General features: G+C 68.0%; 14 protein-coding genes. 3 read left to right on the top strand and 11 right to left on the bottom strand.

Translation table 11 applies throughout. From position 1 onward, the window contains the following. Positions 1-35 precede the first annotated feature (35 nt). Positions 36-2,015 (top strand): transglycosylase domain-containing protein, encoded by a 1,980-nt coding sequence (locus ABID41_RS09780; RefSeq protein WP_331928079.1) that lies wholly within the window; start codon positions 36-38, stop codon positions 2,013-2,015. Here ABID41_RS09780 and ABID41_RS09775 read toward each other — a convergent pair. The 4 genes from ABID41_RS09775 to ABID41_RS09760 all read right to left on the bottom strand — a co-directional run bounded on the left by ABID41_RS09775 (position 2,012) and on the right by ABID41_RS09760 (position 6,641). Next, on the bottom strand, positions 2,012-3,835 hold the full coding sequence (locus ABID41_RS09775) for a transglycosylase domain-containing protein (protein WP_331928077.1): 1,824 nt from the start codon (positions 3,833-3,835) through the stop codon (positions 2,012-2,014). The genes ABID41_RS09780 and ABID41_RS09775 overlap by 4 nt on opposite strands. A 109-nt stretch (positions 3,836-3,944) precedes the next feature. Next, positions 3,945-4,682 (bottom strand): M48 family metallopeptidase, encoded by a 738-nt coding sequence (locus ABID41_RS09770; protein ID WP_354297470.1) that lies wholly within the window; start codon positions 4,680-4,682, stop codon positions 3,945-3,947. 11 nt (positions 4,683-4,693) lie between these two features. Beyond that, positions 4,694-5,965, bottom strand: coding sequence for a polyhydroxyalkanoate depolymerase (locus ABID41_RS09765; RefSeq protein WP_331932648.1), 1,272 nt, complete (start codon positions 5,963-5,965; stop codon positions 4,694-4,696). An 82-nt stretch (positions 5,966-6,047) separates the two neighbouring features. Then, complete coding sequence (locus ABID41_RS09760) at positions 6,048-6,641, bottom strand: SCO family protein (RefSeq protein WP_331932649.1); 594 nt, start codon at positions 6,639-6,641, stop codon at positions 6,048-6,050. Positions 6,642-6,706: 65 nt separating this feature from the next. Between ABID41_RS09760 and ABID41_RS09755 the strand changes: the two genes are divergently transcribed. Both ABID41_RS09755 and ABID41_RS09750 read left to right on the top strand, forming a co-directional pair. Beyond that, positions 6,707-8,119 (top strand): ActS/PrrB/RegB family redox-sensitive histidine kinase, encoded by a 1,413-nt coding sequence (locus tag ABID41_RS09755; protein ID WP_354297469.1) that lies wholly within the window; start codon positions 6,707-6,709, stop codon positions 8,117-8,119. Positions 8,120-8,200: 81 nt separating this feature from the next. Continuing rightward, entirely contained in the window at positions 8,201-8,758 is a 558-nt protein-coding gene (locus ABID41_RS09750) for an ActR/PrrA/RegA family redox response regulator transcription factor (protein WP_354297468.1), read from the top strand. A gap of 9 nt (positions 8,759-8,767) precedes the next feature. Here ABID41_RS09750 and mmcB read toward each other — a convergent pair whose 3' ends face one another. The 7 genes from mmcB to ABID41_RS09715 all read right to left on the bottom strand — a co-directional run bounded on the left by mmcB (position 8,768) and on the right by ABID41_RS09715 (position 13,869). Further along, complete coding sequence (mmcB, locus tag ABID41_RS09745; protein ID WP_354297467.1) at positions 8,768-9,223, bottom strand: DNA repair putative endonuclease MmcB; 456 nt, start codon at positions 9,221-9,223, stop codon at positions 8,768-8,770. A gap of 53 nt (positions 9,224-9,276) precedes the next feature. Beyond that, a complete protein-coding gene (locus ABID41_RS09740; protein WP_331931983.1) occupies positions 9,277-9,864 on the bottom strand; it encodes a lipocalin family protein in 588 nt (195 codons plus the stop codon). Positions 9,865-9,915: 51 nt separating this feature from the next. After that, the gene (locus ABID41_RS09735) at positions 9,916-11,046 is read right to left on the bottom strand and encodes a ferritin-like domain-containing protein (protein WP_331931982.1); all 1,131 of its coding nucleotides are present in this window, start codon (positions 11,044-11,046) and stop codon (positions 9,916-9,918) included. 101 nt (positions 11,047-11,147) lie between these two features. Beyond that, positions 11,148-11,471, bottom strand: a complete 324-nt coding sequence (locus ABID41_RS09730; protein ID WP_331931981.1) for a YnfA family protein — start codon at positions 11,469-11,471, stop codon at positions 11,148-11,150. Between the two features lie 155 nt (positions 11,472-11,626). Further along, positions 11,627-12,757, bottom strand: coding sequence for a ferritin-like domain-containing protein (locus tag ABID41_RS09725; RefSeq protein ID WP_331931980.1), 1,131 nt, complete (start codon positions 12,755-12,757; stop codon positions 11,627-11,629). 124 nt (positions 12,758-12,881) lie between these two features. Beyond that, the gene (locus tag ABID41_RS09720) at positions 12,882-13,289 is read right to left on the bottom strand and encodes a metallopeptidase family protein (RefSeq protein WP_331931979.1); all 408 of its coding nucleotides are present in this window, start codon (positions 13,287-13,289) and stop codon (positions 12,882-12,884) included. Beyond that, entirely contained in the window at positions 13,282-13,869 is a 588-nt protein-coding gene (locus ABID41_RS09715; protein WP_354297466.1) for a hypothetical protein, read from the bottom strand. Before ABID41_RS09715 ends, ABID41_RS09720 begins: the two co-directional genes overlap by 8 nt. Positions 13,870-13,915 lie beyond the last annotated feature (46 nt).

Genomic DNA, 13,915 nt, shown 5'->3' with positions numbered 1-13,915 from the left:
TCCGCCCGGGTGGGTGGTATCTTTTAGGACGACACATGGCCAAGAAAGGACCGGGCCCCAAGCGGCCGGCCCGGCGCACCCCGCTGCAGGCGCTGCTTTATTGGACTGCGGTGCTGGGCGTCTGGGCCGTGATCTTCCTCATCGCGTTCCTTGCGGTGTTCGCCACGGACCTGCCGGACACCTCCAAGCTCAACGACGTCGAACGCCAGCCCTCGATCTCCTATCTCGACCAGTCGGGAGCGATGGTCGCCGTGCGCGGCAGCCAGTACGCGCCGCCCGTCGATATCGACAAGCTGCCGCCCTATGTGCCGAAGGCCTTTATCGCCATCGAGGACCGCTGGTTCTACTGGCATCCCGGCTTCAACCCGTGGGGCATCGTCCGCTCGCAGATCTACAACTGGAGCCATCGCGACGAGGGCGGCCCGCTGCGCGGCGGCTCGACCATCACCCAGCAGCTCGCCCGCAACCTCTTCCTGACCCCGGCCCAGAACTACCGCCGCAAGATCCAGGAGCTGATCCTGGCCATGTGGCTGGAGGCCAAGTTCTCCAAGAAGGAGATCCTCGCCCTCTATCTGAACCGGGTCTATTTCGGCGGCGGCGCCTATGGCATCGAGGCGGCCTCCCAGCGCTATTTCGCCAAGCCGGCGTCCCAGCTCACCCTGGGCGAGAGCGCCTTGCTGGCCGGGATGATGAAGGGCCCGAACCGCTATTCGCCGGTCTCGGCCACCGACCGCGCCGAGCGTAGAGCCACCATCGTGCTGGACGAGATGGTCCGCACCGGCGCCATCACGCCGGCTGAGCGCGACGAGGCCTTCAAGACCCCGGTCCGGGTCAATCCGACCCTGGCCAATCAGCGGGCCCAGTACTTCACGGACTGGATCGACGACCAGGTCCGCAGTCTGGTGGGCGAACCCACCGAGGATCTCGTGGTCGAGACCACCCTCGACCTGCCGATCCAGGTCGCGGCCGAGCAGGCGATCCGCCGCGGGGCGGAGGCGGCCAAGGGACAGGGGGTCGAGCAGGCGGCCCTGGTCGCCATCGACGGCGAAGGACGGATCCGGGCATATGTCGGCGGCGTCTCCTACGAGAAGAGCCAGTTCGACCGCGCGACCATGGCCCGCCGTCAGGCGGGCTCTGCGTTTAAGCCGTTCGTCTATCTGGCCGCCATGGAAGCCGGGCGCACGCCCTCCGACATGGTGGTCGACGAGCCGATCACCATCGGCAACTGGTCGCCGCGCAACTACACCAACGACTTCCGCGGGCCGATGACCCTGCAGACCGCCCTCGCCCAGTCGATCAACACGGTCGCCGCGCGCCTGGCTAACGAAGTCGGGACCGGCAATGTCGCCTCGGCGGCCCGGCGGCTGGGGATCAACTCCCACATCCAGCTAGATCCCTCGATGGCGCTGGGCGCGGTGGAGGTCAGCCCGCTGGAAATGGCCCAGGCCTATGCGCCCTTCTCCAACGGCGGCTTCCTGGCCAAGGGCTACGGCATTCAGCGGATACGCACGGCCAGCGGCAAGATTCTCTACGACCACAGCGTCGAGAAGAACGAGCGCGCCCAGGTCATCGGGACGCCCGCCCTGCAGTACATGAACCAGATGATGCGCCAGGTCGTCGCCTCCGGCACCGGCACGCGCGCCCGGGTGCAAGGCTACGACCTCGCAGGCAAGAGCGGCACCACCAGCGATTATCGCGACGCCTGGTTCGTCGGCTACACTGGCGGCTTCGTGACCACCGTCTGGGTCGGCAAGGACAACAACAAACCGATGAAGCGGGTCTCCGGCGGCGGCGTCCCGGCCGGAATCTGGCGCGACTTCATGGGCCAGGCCCTGCCTCGACTGAAGGTCCAGGCGATCCCCGGCGGAACCTACGAACCGCCGGCGCCCGCTGACCCGATCGGCGACCTGGTCGACGGCATCGGCGACGCCATCGGTCTCGGCGGCGGAGAGTCGCAGCCCTCGCCCCAACCGCAGCCCCAGCAGGCGCCGCCGGCTTCGGACGTGCCCTACTAGTTCGCGACCGGCGCGAGCGGCGTGGGCGCAGCCGGCGCAGCCACGGTCTGCAGCGTCGGATCTAGGATCGGCGCCGGCGGCGGCAGGGGCGCCGGCGGCCCTGCGGGAATCGCCTGCGCCGGACCGCGTTTCAGAGCCACGGTCATGAAGCTGCGCCAAGCTTCGGCCGGGGCCGCGCCGCCGGTCACCCGCTTCATCGGCGCGCCGTTGTCGTTGCCCATCCAGACCACCGCGGCTAGGCCGCCCGTATAGCCGGCGAACCAGGCGTCCTTGTAGTCGGAGGTGGTCCCGGTCTTTCCAGCCAAGTCGTAGCCAGGAACCCGCGCCCGCGCGCCGGTTCCCGCGACGACCGCGTTGCGCAGCATCCGGTTCAGGTCGGAGAGCGCCGGGTTCGCGATCACCTGCGCCTGACTCGTCGCCTTGCGCTGGTAGAGCACCGTCCCGCCATTGGTGCGGATGCGCTCGATGCCGTAGGCGGAGACCCGCTTGCCGCCATTGGCGAAGGCGCCATAGGCCTGGGCCATCTCCAGCGGCGAGACCAGGCTGGTTCCCAGCGCCATGGCCGGGTCGGTGTTGACCGCCGAGACAATCCCCAGCCGCTTGGCAGTCGCCGCCACATTCGGGCGCCCGACCTCGTCGGCCAGACGAACGGCGACGGTGTTGACCGACTGCGCCACCGCCTGCTCCAGCGTCAGCGTTCCGGCATAGGCGTCGCCATAGTTTTCCGGCGACCAGGTTCCGAACACGACCGGCTCGTCGACGACCGTTGTGTCCGGCGTGCTGCCTTGTTCCAGCGCCGTCAGATAGACGAAAGGCTTCCACGAAGAGCCCGCCTGCCGCTTGGCGCTGACCGCCCGGTTGTAGGGCGCGGCCGCATAGTCGAGGCCGCCGACCATGGCCCGCACTCGGCCAAGGCCGTCGACCGCCACCAGCGCGCCCTGCGACACCGCCTGGGCCTGATACCTGGCGACCGTCGAGCGCAGGGCGCTGGCCGCCGCGGTCTCGAGCCCGGCGTCCAGGGTGGTCTCGACCACCACGTCCTGCTTAGGCTGGCCCACCAGCCGACGCCGCTCGCCGTCCAGCCAGTCGATGAAGTACTGCGAGGCGCCGCCCGCGGCCGAAGGCGCGAGCTTCAGAGGCTGGGACATGGCTTTGGTGCGCGCGGCCGGAGAGATCGCCCCGGTCTCGACCATGACCGCCAGCACTAGGTCGGCGCGCTGGGCGGCGCGCTTGGGCTGCTCGATCGGATTGTAGGCGGTGGGCGACTTCAGGACCCCGGCCAGGGTCGCGGCCTCGCGCAGTGTCAGCCTGGCCGCCGGCTTGTTGAAATAGCGCCGCGAGGCCGCTTCCAGCCCATAGGCGCCCGAGCCGAAATAGACCCGGCTGAGATAGAGCCCGAGGATCTGCTTCTTGGAATAGGTCCGCTCGAGCTGGACAGCATACATCAGCTCCCGGGCCTTGCGCTCCATGGTCTGGTCGGGGCTGAGATAGAGGTTGCGCGCCAGTTGCTGGGTGATGGTCGAGGCGCCTTGCGCGGCGCGGCCCTGCTCGGCGTTGGCCACCAGGGCTCTCGCCATGCCGACCGGATCGAAGCCGGTGTGCTCGTAGAACCGGCGGTCTTCGATCGCCACGAAGGCGGCCGGGACGTGGGCCGGCAGCTTGGCGATGTCCACCGGCGGCCCATAGCGCCCGCCTCGCACGCCCAGGACGGCGCCGGCGCGGTCGACATAGGTCACCTGCGGATCGCGCTTGATGGGAGGAAGCGGCGGCAGCTCGGGCGCGGTCAGCGACAGCGACGCGGCGATGGCGAAGGGGATCAAGTCCAGGACTCCGGGGGAGTATCAGCCACGCTTGTCGCGCCGGAGGGACCGCGGCGAAAGATAATTCGCGGTAATCTAAGCAGTCGCGCGCGCCACTGACGTAACCGATCTACCGCCCGAAGGCGTGCAGCCGCGCGCCTTCGGCCCTCAGCCAGGCCCGGTGCGGCCGTTCGTCGCCGACCAACGCATGCACATGCGCCCAGAACCGCGGGCCGTGGTTCAGTTCCAGAAGGTGGGCGCATTCGTGGGCGGCCACGTAGTCGGCGACCTCGAAGGGGGCCAAGGCCAGGCGCCAGGAATAGCGGATCGCGGCGGGCTTGCCCGGCAGGCCGGGCCGGCAGGAGCCCCAGCGCGCGCGGGCGTCCATTATCGTGACGCTGGGCAGCTTGGCTCCCAACCGCTCGCTGTGGAAGGCCGTCCGCTCGGCGAAGACCCGCAGGGCCTCGCGCCGGATCACCCGGATCACGGCGGCGGCGAAGACCTCGCCCTCCCCGCGGGCGGTGATGCGGGCGGGCGCATCCTCGGCGGCCGGATGCAGGCGGGCCGGCCTGTCGCTGGCCTCCAGCCGGCACGGCTCGCCGAAGAGGGTGATGGTCATGCCCGGCGCGACCGCCTGGGACTGGGGTAGTTCGGCCAGGCGCTCGACGATCCACGAGGCCCGGTCGTGGGCAAAGGCGGCGGCCTCGGGCAGCCGGCGCTGCGAAGGCGCGGTGGCGATGATCTCACGCCGGGTGCGATCAAGGCGCAGCGAAATCCGGCGCGCGCGCCGGTGGACTTTCAAGCGAACCGTCGCGCCGGCCACCTCCAGCCGATCGCCGTCCGCCAGCGAGCGGCCGAAGAGACTCATCGGCCCGGAATTTAAGCTGCGTCGCCGGGCTTTTCGAGAGCGCCTTCCATGCGGCGGATGAACGCTCTCACCCGCGGATAGATCTCCTCGCGGAACCGTCGGCCGTTGAAGACGCCGTAGTGGCCGACGTGGGGCTGGACGTAGTCTTCCTTCAGGGCCGCCGGCAGGCCGTTGCACAGATCGTGCGCCGCCTGGGTCTGGCCGATGCCGGAGATGTCGTCGTTCTCGCCCTCGACGGTCAGCAGGCCGATGTCGGTGATCGCGCCCGGCTTCACCAGCCGCCCCCGGTGGACCAGTTCCCCCTTCGGCAGCAGGTACTGCTGGAAAACGTAATCGACGGTCTGGAGATAGAACTCCTCGGTCAGGTCGAGGACCGAGAGATACTCGTCATAGAAGTCCAGGTGCTTCTCAGCCGCGTCGCCATCGCCCTTCATCAGGTCTTCGAGATAGCGCAGGTGGGCGTCCTGGTGCTTCTCCATGTTCATCGACATGAACGAGTAGAGCTGCACGAACCCCGGATAGACCCGCCGCCCTGCGCCCGGATAGGGCGGCGGGACCGTGTCGATCATGTTCGACTTGAACCAGGCGAAGGGCCGCTCCTCGGCCAGCTTGTTGGTCACGGTGGGCGAGAGCCGCGCGTCGATGGGCGAGCCCATGATCGTCATCGAACCCGGTCGGCTCTCCTCGCCGTCCTCGGCCATCAGCGAGGCGGCGGCCAGCACTGCCGGGCCGGGCTGGCAAACGGCCACCACGTGCGGGCGCGGCCCGATCTGGCGCAGCATGTCGCGCACATGGTCGAGATAGTCGTGGAAGTCGAAGCGCCCCTCCATGACCGGCACGTCGCGGGCGTTGGTCCAGTCGGTGACGAACACCTCGTGGTCCTGCAGGAAGGCCTGGACCGTGCCGCGCAGCAGAGTGGCGTAGTGACCCGACAGCGGCGCGACGATCAGCACCGCCGGCTCCAGCTCGCGCCGACCGGCGCGGCGCATGTCGGCCATGTCGCGCGCGAAGTGGACCAGCTTCACCCACGGCGTCGACCAGACTTCGGTTGGGCGCACTCGCACGTCGTGGCCGTCGATCTGAACGCTGTCGATGTTCCACGCCGGCTTGCCATAGCGGCGGGTCAGATTGGCGAACAGATCGGAGCCTGCGAACAGCCGCCGGCCGATCTCCGAATCCCGTCCGGGGTTGAGCGGCGAAGACCAGAAATCGCGCGAGGCCAGGGCGGTCCACCGCAGCGGCGTCGAGGCGTAATAGCCCGCCTCGTAAAGCGAATAGAGCATCCGGCATCCTTTTGCTGCGGCGCAGCATAGCATATCGGAGCGCGAGCCTGTCCAGCGGCCAAGCCGCCACAGGCTCCCTGCTCTAGCTGATCGCCTCGGCGATCTGCTTGGCGAGCTCGGCCGGGGGCGAGTTGTGCCGCAGGACAGTCGCGAACTCGCCCTTCGGGTTCATCAGGTAGATCGCGGTCGAGTGGTCCATCAGGTAGTCCTGCCCCTCGCCGTTCTTCTTGAAATAGGCCCGGTAGGCCTTGGCCATCGCCGCCACCTGCTCGGGCGTACCGGTCAGGCCGATGGTCCCCTTGGGGAACACCTCGTTGGAAAGGTAGGTCTTGAGCTGCTCGGGCGTGTCGCGTTCGGGGTCCACCGAAACGAAGACGACCTGCAGCCTATCGGCCTTGTCGCCCAGTTCCTGCTGCGCCGCCGCGAGGGTCTGCAGGGTGGTCGGGCAGACATCGGGGCAATAGGTGAAGCCGAAGAACACCGCGCTCCACTTGCCCTTCAGGATGCTCTGGTCCACCGCCTTGCCGTTCTGGTCGACCATCTGGAACGGACCGCCCACCAAGGCGGTCCCGGCGGCCTCGCCCTGGTCGAACACGCCCGCGCGCCAGGCCGCGCCGCCCAGGAAGATCAGGCCCACCACGCAGGCGACAATCAGGATCAGGTTGCGACGGGACATATGTTAACCTCGGGAATGACCTTTGGGCTCGTCAGCGGCTGCGTTCGGCGCGATGCTCTGGCGCGATGGCGTCGATAGGCAAAACGACCTCGCCGCAGCCTGCGCGCGGTCTCGATAGGCAAACTGCCGAACCGGCGCAAGGCGTCGCCGGCGTCGCAGACCTCGCCTCGGACGGCTGGAACGCCGCTGCGGGACGCAGCGGCCGTCTGCGCGTGCGGACTCTCGTCGCCCTTCGCTGGATGATGATCGTCGGCGAGCTGCTGTTCTTCCTCAGCGCCTACTTCTTCGGTCTGACCGCGCCCTTCGCATTCTGCTTCGCGGTCGTCGGCCTCGGCGCCTGGGTCAATCTGCTCACCGGCGTCGCCTCCCCTGGTCAGCGCCTGATCGGCGGCCAGGAGGCCGTGGCCCAACTGGGCTTCGACATCGGCCGCATCGGCCTGCTGCTCTATCTCACCGGCGGCGCGGCCAATCCGTTCCTGGTGATGCTGCTCGCGCCCGTGACCCTCGGCGCTGCGACGCTCAACCCCCGGGCCGTGACCAGCCTGGCCGGCTTCGCCATCGTCGTCATCGTGATCGTCGCGGCCTTCCACCGGCCCTTGCCCACGGTGAATGGGGTCACGCTCGAGCCGCCGTTCATCTACATGGTGGCCTGCGCCATCGCGAACGTCGTCGCCGTCGTGATCATCGCCGGCACGGTCCGGCAGGCCGCGGCCGAGTCCGCCAGGATGGCGCTGGCTCTCGACGTGACCCAGGCGGTGCTGGCGCGCGAGCAACGGCTTTCGGCCCTCGGCGCCCTGGCCGCCGCGGCGGCGCACGAGCTCGGCACGCCGCTGGCCACCATCTCCATCGTCGCCAAGGAGCTCGCCCGCGAGGCGCCCACGCCCAGCGTGAAGGACGACGCCGACCTCCTGATTATCCAGGCCGAGCGCTGCCGCGAGATCCTGCGGCGGCTGAGCGACGCGCCAGCCGCGGCCTCCGACGAGGTCCACGAGCGCATGAGCCTCCTGCAGCTCGTCCACGAGGTGATCGAGCCCCATACCGACGTGAAGGGCGTGCGGGTCGAGGCGATCGTCTCCGGAGCCCCCGGCGCCGCCGCGCCCGACATCTGGCGCATGCCCGAGGTGCTCCACGCCATCACCTCCTTCGTCGAGAACGCCGTCGACTTCGCCACCTCCGAAGTGCTGGTGACCGTGCGCTTCGACGCCGAGAGCGTCGGGATCGAGGTTCGCGACGACGGCCCCGGCTTTTCGGCCGACGTCCTCGCCAAGCTCGGCGAGCCCTATGTGACCAGCCGTCCGGGCGTCGCGGGCGGGCGCACGGGCCACGTCGGAATGGGTCTCGGCTTCTTCATCGCCAAGACCTTGCTGGAACGAACCGGGGCAGTTGTGAATTTCCAGAACGGGAGGCCGCGCGGAGCCGTCGTTTCGGCCCGTTGGCCGCGCGCGCGCCTCGAAGTGAAGAGCGCGGCGGCGGCATAAAGCCTCTTGCGGTCCGGCGCTAAGCTGCGACATTGTGCCGCAGGAGGCGTATAAAAAGAACGCCCCTATCGGAGGTTGCGCATGACCGATCTCTCCGCCGACATCGCCGCCCTACCGGACAAGAGCCTGCTCGTCCTCGACGATGACGCCCCCCTGCGCACCCGCCTCGGGCGGGCCTTAGAGCAACGCGGCTTCGAACCCGTCCTGGTCGGCAGCGTGGCCGAGGCGCTGGCCTCCGTGAAGACCAATCCGCCGGCCTATGCGGTGCTCGACATGAGGCTGGAGGACGGCACTGGGCTGAAGGTGGTCGAGGCGATCCGCGAGGCGCGGCCCGACGCCAAGGTCGTCATGCTGACGGGCTACGGCAACATCGCCACCGCGGTGGCGGCGGTGAAGTCCGGCGCGATCGACTATCTCTCCAAGCCCGCCGACGCCGACGACGTCGCCCGCGCCCTGCTCGCTCGCAAGGACGAGTCTCCCGCGCCGCCGGAAAACCCGATGAGCGCCGACCGCGTGCGATGGGAGCACATCCAGCGGGTCTACGAACTCTGCGGCCACAATGTCTCGGAGACGGCCCGGCGCCTGAACATGCACCGCCGGACCCTGCAGCGGATCCTGGCCAAGCGCGCGCCCCGCTAACCTTCCGGGCTAACCTTCCAGGGAAGTGGCCGCCACGCCTGCCGCCCGCATCGCCGCCAGCCGCCCGAACGCGATGGTCAGGGCCTTGCGCCTGGCCGGCGCCAGCGGCGTCGCCGGCGCCTCGCGCAGCACCGCGCCCCCGAAGCCGTCACAGATCAGCAGGCCGGGCTCCTCCGGCAGGATCTCGCGCGGAAACTCCGGCGCCACGGCGAAGGCGTAGCGATCACAATAGGGCAGATACTCGTGCCACTTCCGATCGACGCGATAGTCCTCGACCCCCGACTTCACCTCGACGATGGCGATCTCGCCCTTGGGCCCCAGGGCCATCAGGTCAGCGCGCCGGCCGTTGGGCAGGCTGACCTCCGCCAGCGGCGCATAGCCGAGGTCCGCCAGCAGCCGCGCGGCGCCCCGGGTGACGTTCAAGGTGATCTGCGGCCTGCCGACCGTGACGATGGTGACGTCCATCCTGAAACCATGTTCCGGTTTCGTTCGAGGCGCAAGCAGCTCCGACGTCGCGCTCAGTTCCTCGCGGGCAGCGGGAATTCCAGCCGCGTGACGTCGTAACCGAGCTGCTTGAGGCGGGCCAGCGCCTGGCTCTTGGCCGCGGCCGGCAGGGTCGGGCGGTCCGACATCAGCCAGACCGCGCGGCCACCCGGGGTGCCGAGGATCAGCCAGCCCTGGTCGGTGCGATAGTCGAGCACCCAGTATTCCTGGCGCACCAGCCCGTTGAAGAACGTCATCTGCAGGCGCGCGTTGGTATGGGGGTCGATGACCTTGGCCTTGGCCTTCCACTCCGTCGGCGGCGCTGAGAGCGAGCCCTTGTGGCAGGCCTGGACCACCGAGAAGCCGTCGCCGGCCCTCACCCATTCCGAGGTGCCGCCCTGGCAGCCGCTCTGCACCTTGTTGGGCAGGCGGGCGACCTCGTACCAGCGGCCCATCATCCGGCTGATGTCGATCCGCTGGGTCGGCTTCGGCGGCGGCGCGGCAAGCGCCGGGCTGGCGAGCAGGACGGCGGAAAGGGCGAGGGCCAGGGCGCGCATGGAGCGAATGGGATAGCCGGAGATCTTTGGAACGGAAACGCCCGCGGAATATATCCGCGGGCGCATGAACCGTATCCGAATGAAATGCGGCGATTCCACGGCGAAACGCCGCTTGTGCTATTCGGCCGCGATAGAGACGGTGCTGGCGACACGATCCTTGAAGTTGATCTTCTGGAGATACTTGATCCCCTCCTCGGCGATGTCGTCGCCGACCATTTTGTCGCCTTCGGACTTCAGTTCCTCCATGTCGACATACATGCCGTAGAAGGCGCGGGTCCGGTCGGTGATGATGCCGGCGTTCAGCAGCGTCTTGATGAGGACGCGGAAGATGTTGGTCGCCTCCTTCATGTCCTCGCGGCGCGCATCATCCGTGGCGATGATCTGGATCTCTTCCAGCACCTTGTTCGGATCCAGCCCGAACTCCTCGTAGAGCGCCACCTGCTCGCTGGGCGAGACCAGGTTGAACAGCACGGCTTGGAAGCAGTGCGCCGCCCAATCCTCGACGATGGCGTGCTCCTCGGGCGACAGCTTCGGAATGGTGCGGTCGGCCCAGATCTTCCCGAACTTGTGGTGGAAGGCCTCATCGGTCATGACGAGCTGCATGAGCTGACGGCCCAGCGGGTCCTCCAGCTTCTGGTAGAAGGTGGCGAAGGCGCCCATGGCCAGGCCCTCGACCAGCATCTGCATGCCGATGATCTTCTTGTAGACCTCGGGGCTGCCGATGATGTCGACCAGCAGGTCCTGCAGGACCTTGGAGCACTGGATCGGCCGGCCCCAGCGGGCCTTGATATAGCGGGCGAAGGCGGTGACGTGGCGCGCCTCCTCGCGGGTCTGGTTGGCGGCGTATTCCTGCGCGCCCTGATCACGCAGGACGTGGCAGAGGCTGGCCGACAGGTTCAGCGCCCCCTGCTCTCCGTGCAGGATCGACGAGAACGAATAGAGCAGCGACTTGTTGATGAACTGGGCTCGCAGTTCCGGCGTGTTCAGCTTGGCCTTCACGTAATCGGTCTGCAGGGCGACGTTCAGCTCCTCGCTCACCAGGGGCTGGGTCTGCATGTCCCAGGGCGCGTCGAAGTCGATGTACTTCTTGTCGAGCGGATCCCAGAAGTGGTCGTGGGTGGCCGAGATGATCTTGTCGAAGGCCGTCGAGCGCGCGTTGTAGCGGTCCAGGTCCAGCATCGACTCGAAGTCGTCCGGTGCGACGGCGTCGTAGATCAGGTCCTTGGTGATGTTTCCATCAGCGCCCATGGCGGTTCTCCCTTCGATCGTTGGACGAACTGCAACACCCTGGGTCCGGGCCGTCAAAGCAAAATGACGCTCCCGTCAAATTTTTAATGATCATGGTTCACTCAGGCGCCGCGCGGGCCAAACAGGATGATCCCTGCCCCGGCAAGACACACCGCCGCCCCGATCAGGTCCCAGCGGTCGGGGCGCACCCGCTCCACCGCCAGGAGCCACAGCAGCGAGGCGGAGATGTAGACCCCGCCATAGGCCGCATAGGCGCGGCCGGCCGCGTCCGCATCGACCCTGGTCAGCAACCAGGCGAACAGCGCCAGGCTGAGCATGCCCGGCGCGATCAGCCAAGCCGGCCTGCCCTCCCGCAGCCAGGCCCAGAAGGCGAAACATCCAGCAATCTCGGCAAGCGCCGCAGCGGCGTAGGCGACAAGGGTCATGTGCGGAGAAGGCGCCAAGCCCACGGCCAAGGCAACAGAAGTCCGGCCCTGTCGGGAAGGGACCGGGAGATCGCGCCCGCGTCGGGTTCACGGCCAGAGACGAAAACGGCGCCTGGCCCTCTCGGGCCGAGGCGCCGCCGAAGCGACTGCGCCGCCTATTCGGCCGCGATGGTGACCGCCTTGGCCGCGCGGTCCTTGAAATTGACCACCTGGAGATACTTGATCCCCTCCTCGGCGATGACGTCGCCGACCATCTTCTCGCCCTCGTTCTTCAGCTCATCGAGGTCGACGTACATGGCGTAGAAGGCCCGGGTCCGGTCGGTGATGATCCCCGCGTTAAGCAGGGTCTTCACCAGCACGCGGAAGATATTGCTCTGCTCCTTCATGTTCTCGCGGCGGGTCTCGTCGGTGACCATCTCGGCCATCTCGGCGATCACGCGGTCCGGATCGAGGCCGAACTCCTCGTAGAGGTCGCGCTGCTGGCTGGGCGAAACCAGGTTGAACAGCAGCGTCTGGAAGCAGTGGGCGGCCCAGGTCTCGATGATCTCGTGCTCGGCTTCGGTCAGGTGCGGGATGGTGCGGTCGGCCCAGATCTTCCCGAACTTGTGGTGGAAGGCCTCGTCGGTCATGACGAGCTGCAGCAGCTTCTTCCCCATCGGGTCGCGGATGTTGTTGAAGAAGGTGGCGAAGGCGCCCATGGCCAGGCCCTCGACCAGCATCTGCATACCGATGATTTTCTTGTAGACCGCCGGGCTGCCGATGATCTCGACCAGCAGAGCCTTCAGGGTCGGGCCGCATTCCACCGGCCGGCCCCAGCGGGCCTTGATGTACTTGGCGAAGGCGGTGACGTGGCGCGCCTCTTCGCGCGTCTGGTTGGCGGCGTATTCCTGCGCGCCCTGGTCCTTCAGCACGTGACAGAGGCTGGCCGAGAGGTTTAGCGCGCCCTGCTCGCCGTGCAGGATCGACGAGAAAGAGCGCAGCGCCGACTGGTTGGCGAACCGGACCCGGGTCTTCCAGTCCGAGAGGTGGTTGGAGACGTAGTCGGTCGACAGCGAGACGATCATGTCCTCGGGTAGGAGCATCTCGTTTTCCATGTCGAAGGGCTCGTCGAAGTCGATGTACTTCTTGTCGAGTGGATCCCAGAAGTGGTCGTGGGTGGCCGAGATGATCTTGTCGAAGGCCGTCGACCGCGCGTTGTAGCGGTCCAGTTCGAGCATGGACTCGAAGTCGTCCGGCGCGACGGCGTCGTAGATGATGTCCTTGGTGATGTTGCCGTCGGCGGCCATCGGTCGTCCTCCTCGACAGGGCGCTCGTTGTCGCCCGCTGTTTCCTCTTTCGAAAAGCCTCTCAAGAGAACAGCGATCAGTCAAGGAAAATGACGCCCCCGTCATTTTCAGGGATGGGCGTCAGCTATTCGGCGGCGGCCTCGATGGCGTGGATGTCGTCGTCACTCAGGCCGAAGTGGTGGCCGATCTCATGCACCAGCACATGGCCGACGAGTTCGGCCAGGGTCACGTCCCCGCGCGCCGCCCATTCGTCGAGGATGGCCCGCCGATAGAGGAAGACGCGCGAGGGAGCGGGCGACGGGTCGAACACCGAGCGGTGACCGAGATTGACCCCATGATAGAGGCCGGTCAGCTCGAACGGGTCCTCGATGTCGAGTTCGTCCAGCACCTCGTCGGAGGCGAAGTCGTCGACGCGGAACACCACCTCCCCGGCAAGCTTGCGGAAGCCCTCCGGAAGGGCGGCGAAGGCGGCCTCGGCCAGGGCGGCGAGATCGTCGAGGGAGGGCGCGAGGCCGGCGTAGGGTTCACTCATCAGGCACGACTATGTGGGGGGCCTCCGGCAATCTGGTCTCGAAAAGCCCGATATCAAGGGGCTGCTGAGGTTTGACGGCCCGCAGCGGCTGGCGCGTATAGGCGCGCAACGTCTCCTGGTCGACGCCGCCCCTCGCCTTGCGTCGCGCCTGCCGGGCCTGGTCCCGGCTTTCCGGGCGGGGCGGCGGAAGCCCTACGCGCCAGTAGGAGATCATGGCCCGCCAGACGGTTTCCGGCGCCGGCGGCGGCGAAGGCCAGCGCCGTCCGCTCTCGAAGGTCGGCTGGACCGGCGCTGGCGCCGAGCGCTTGCGGCCGTGCGGCACCACCTGCTCGACCAGGGCCAGGATGCGATCCTCGGCCGCCAGTTGCACGCTGCGGCCGGGCCGGTCGTCCTCGATGCGTCCGGCCAGGGCGTCCAGCGCCGCCTCCCGCGTCGCATAGGCCGGCCCCACCGCCTCGGTGACGAAGGCCACGGCCTCGCCAGCCAGCGCCCGAGCCTCACGCTCCCGAGCCGCCCGGCCGCGCGGCGTCCGGAAGGCTTCGTCAGGGTTTGCGGCGACGGGATAGAGGACGGCGGTCATGACCTGCCGATCATCGCCCAAATGCGCGGACCAAACTATGGTCGCA

The organism is Phenylobacterium koreense (genome assembly GCF_040545335.1).
GTDB classification, from domain to species: Bacteria; Pseudomonadota; Alphaproteobacteria; order Caulobacterales; family Caulobacteraceae; genus Phenylobacterium; species Phenylobacterium koreense.
Note: the sequence above shows the minus strand (reverse complement) of the source record. Positions and strands in the feature narration are given on the sequence as shown.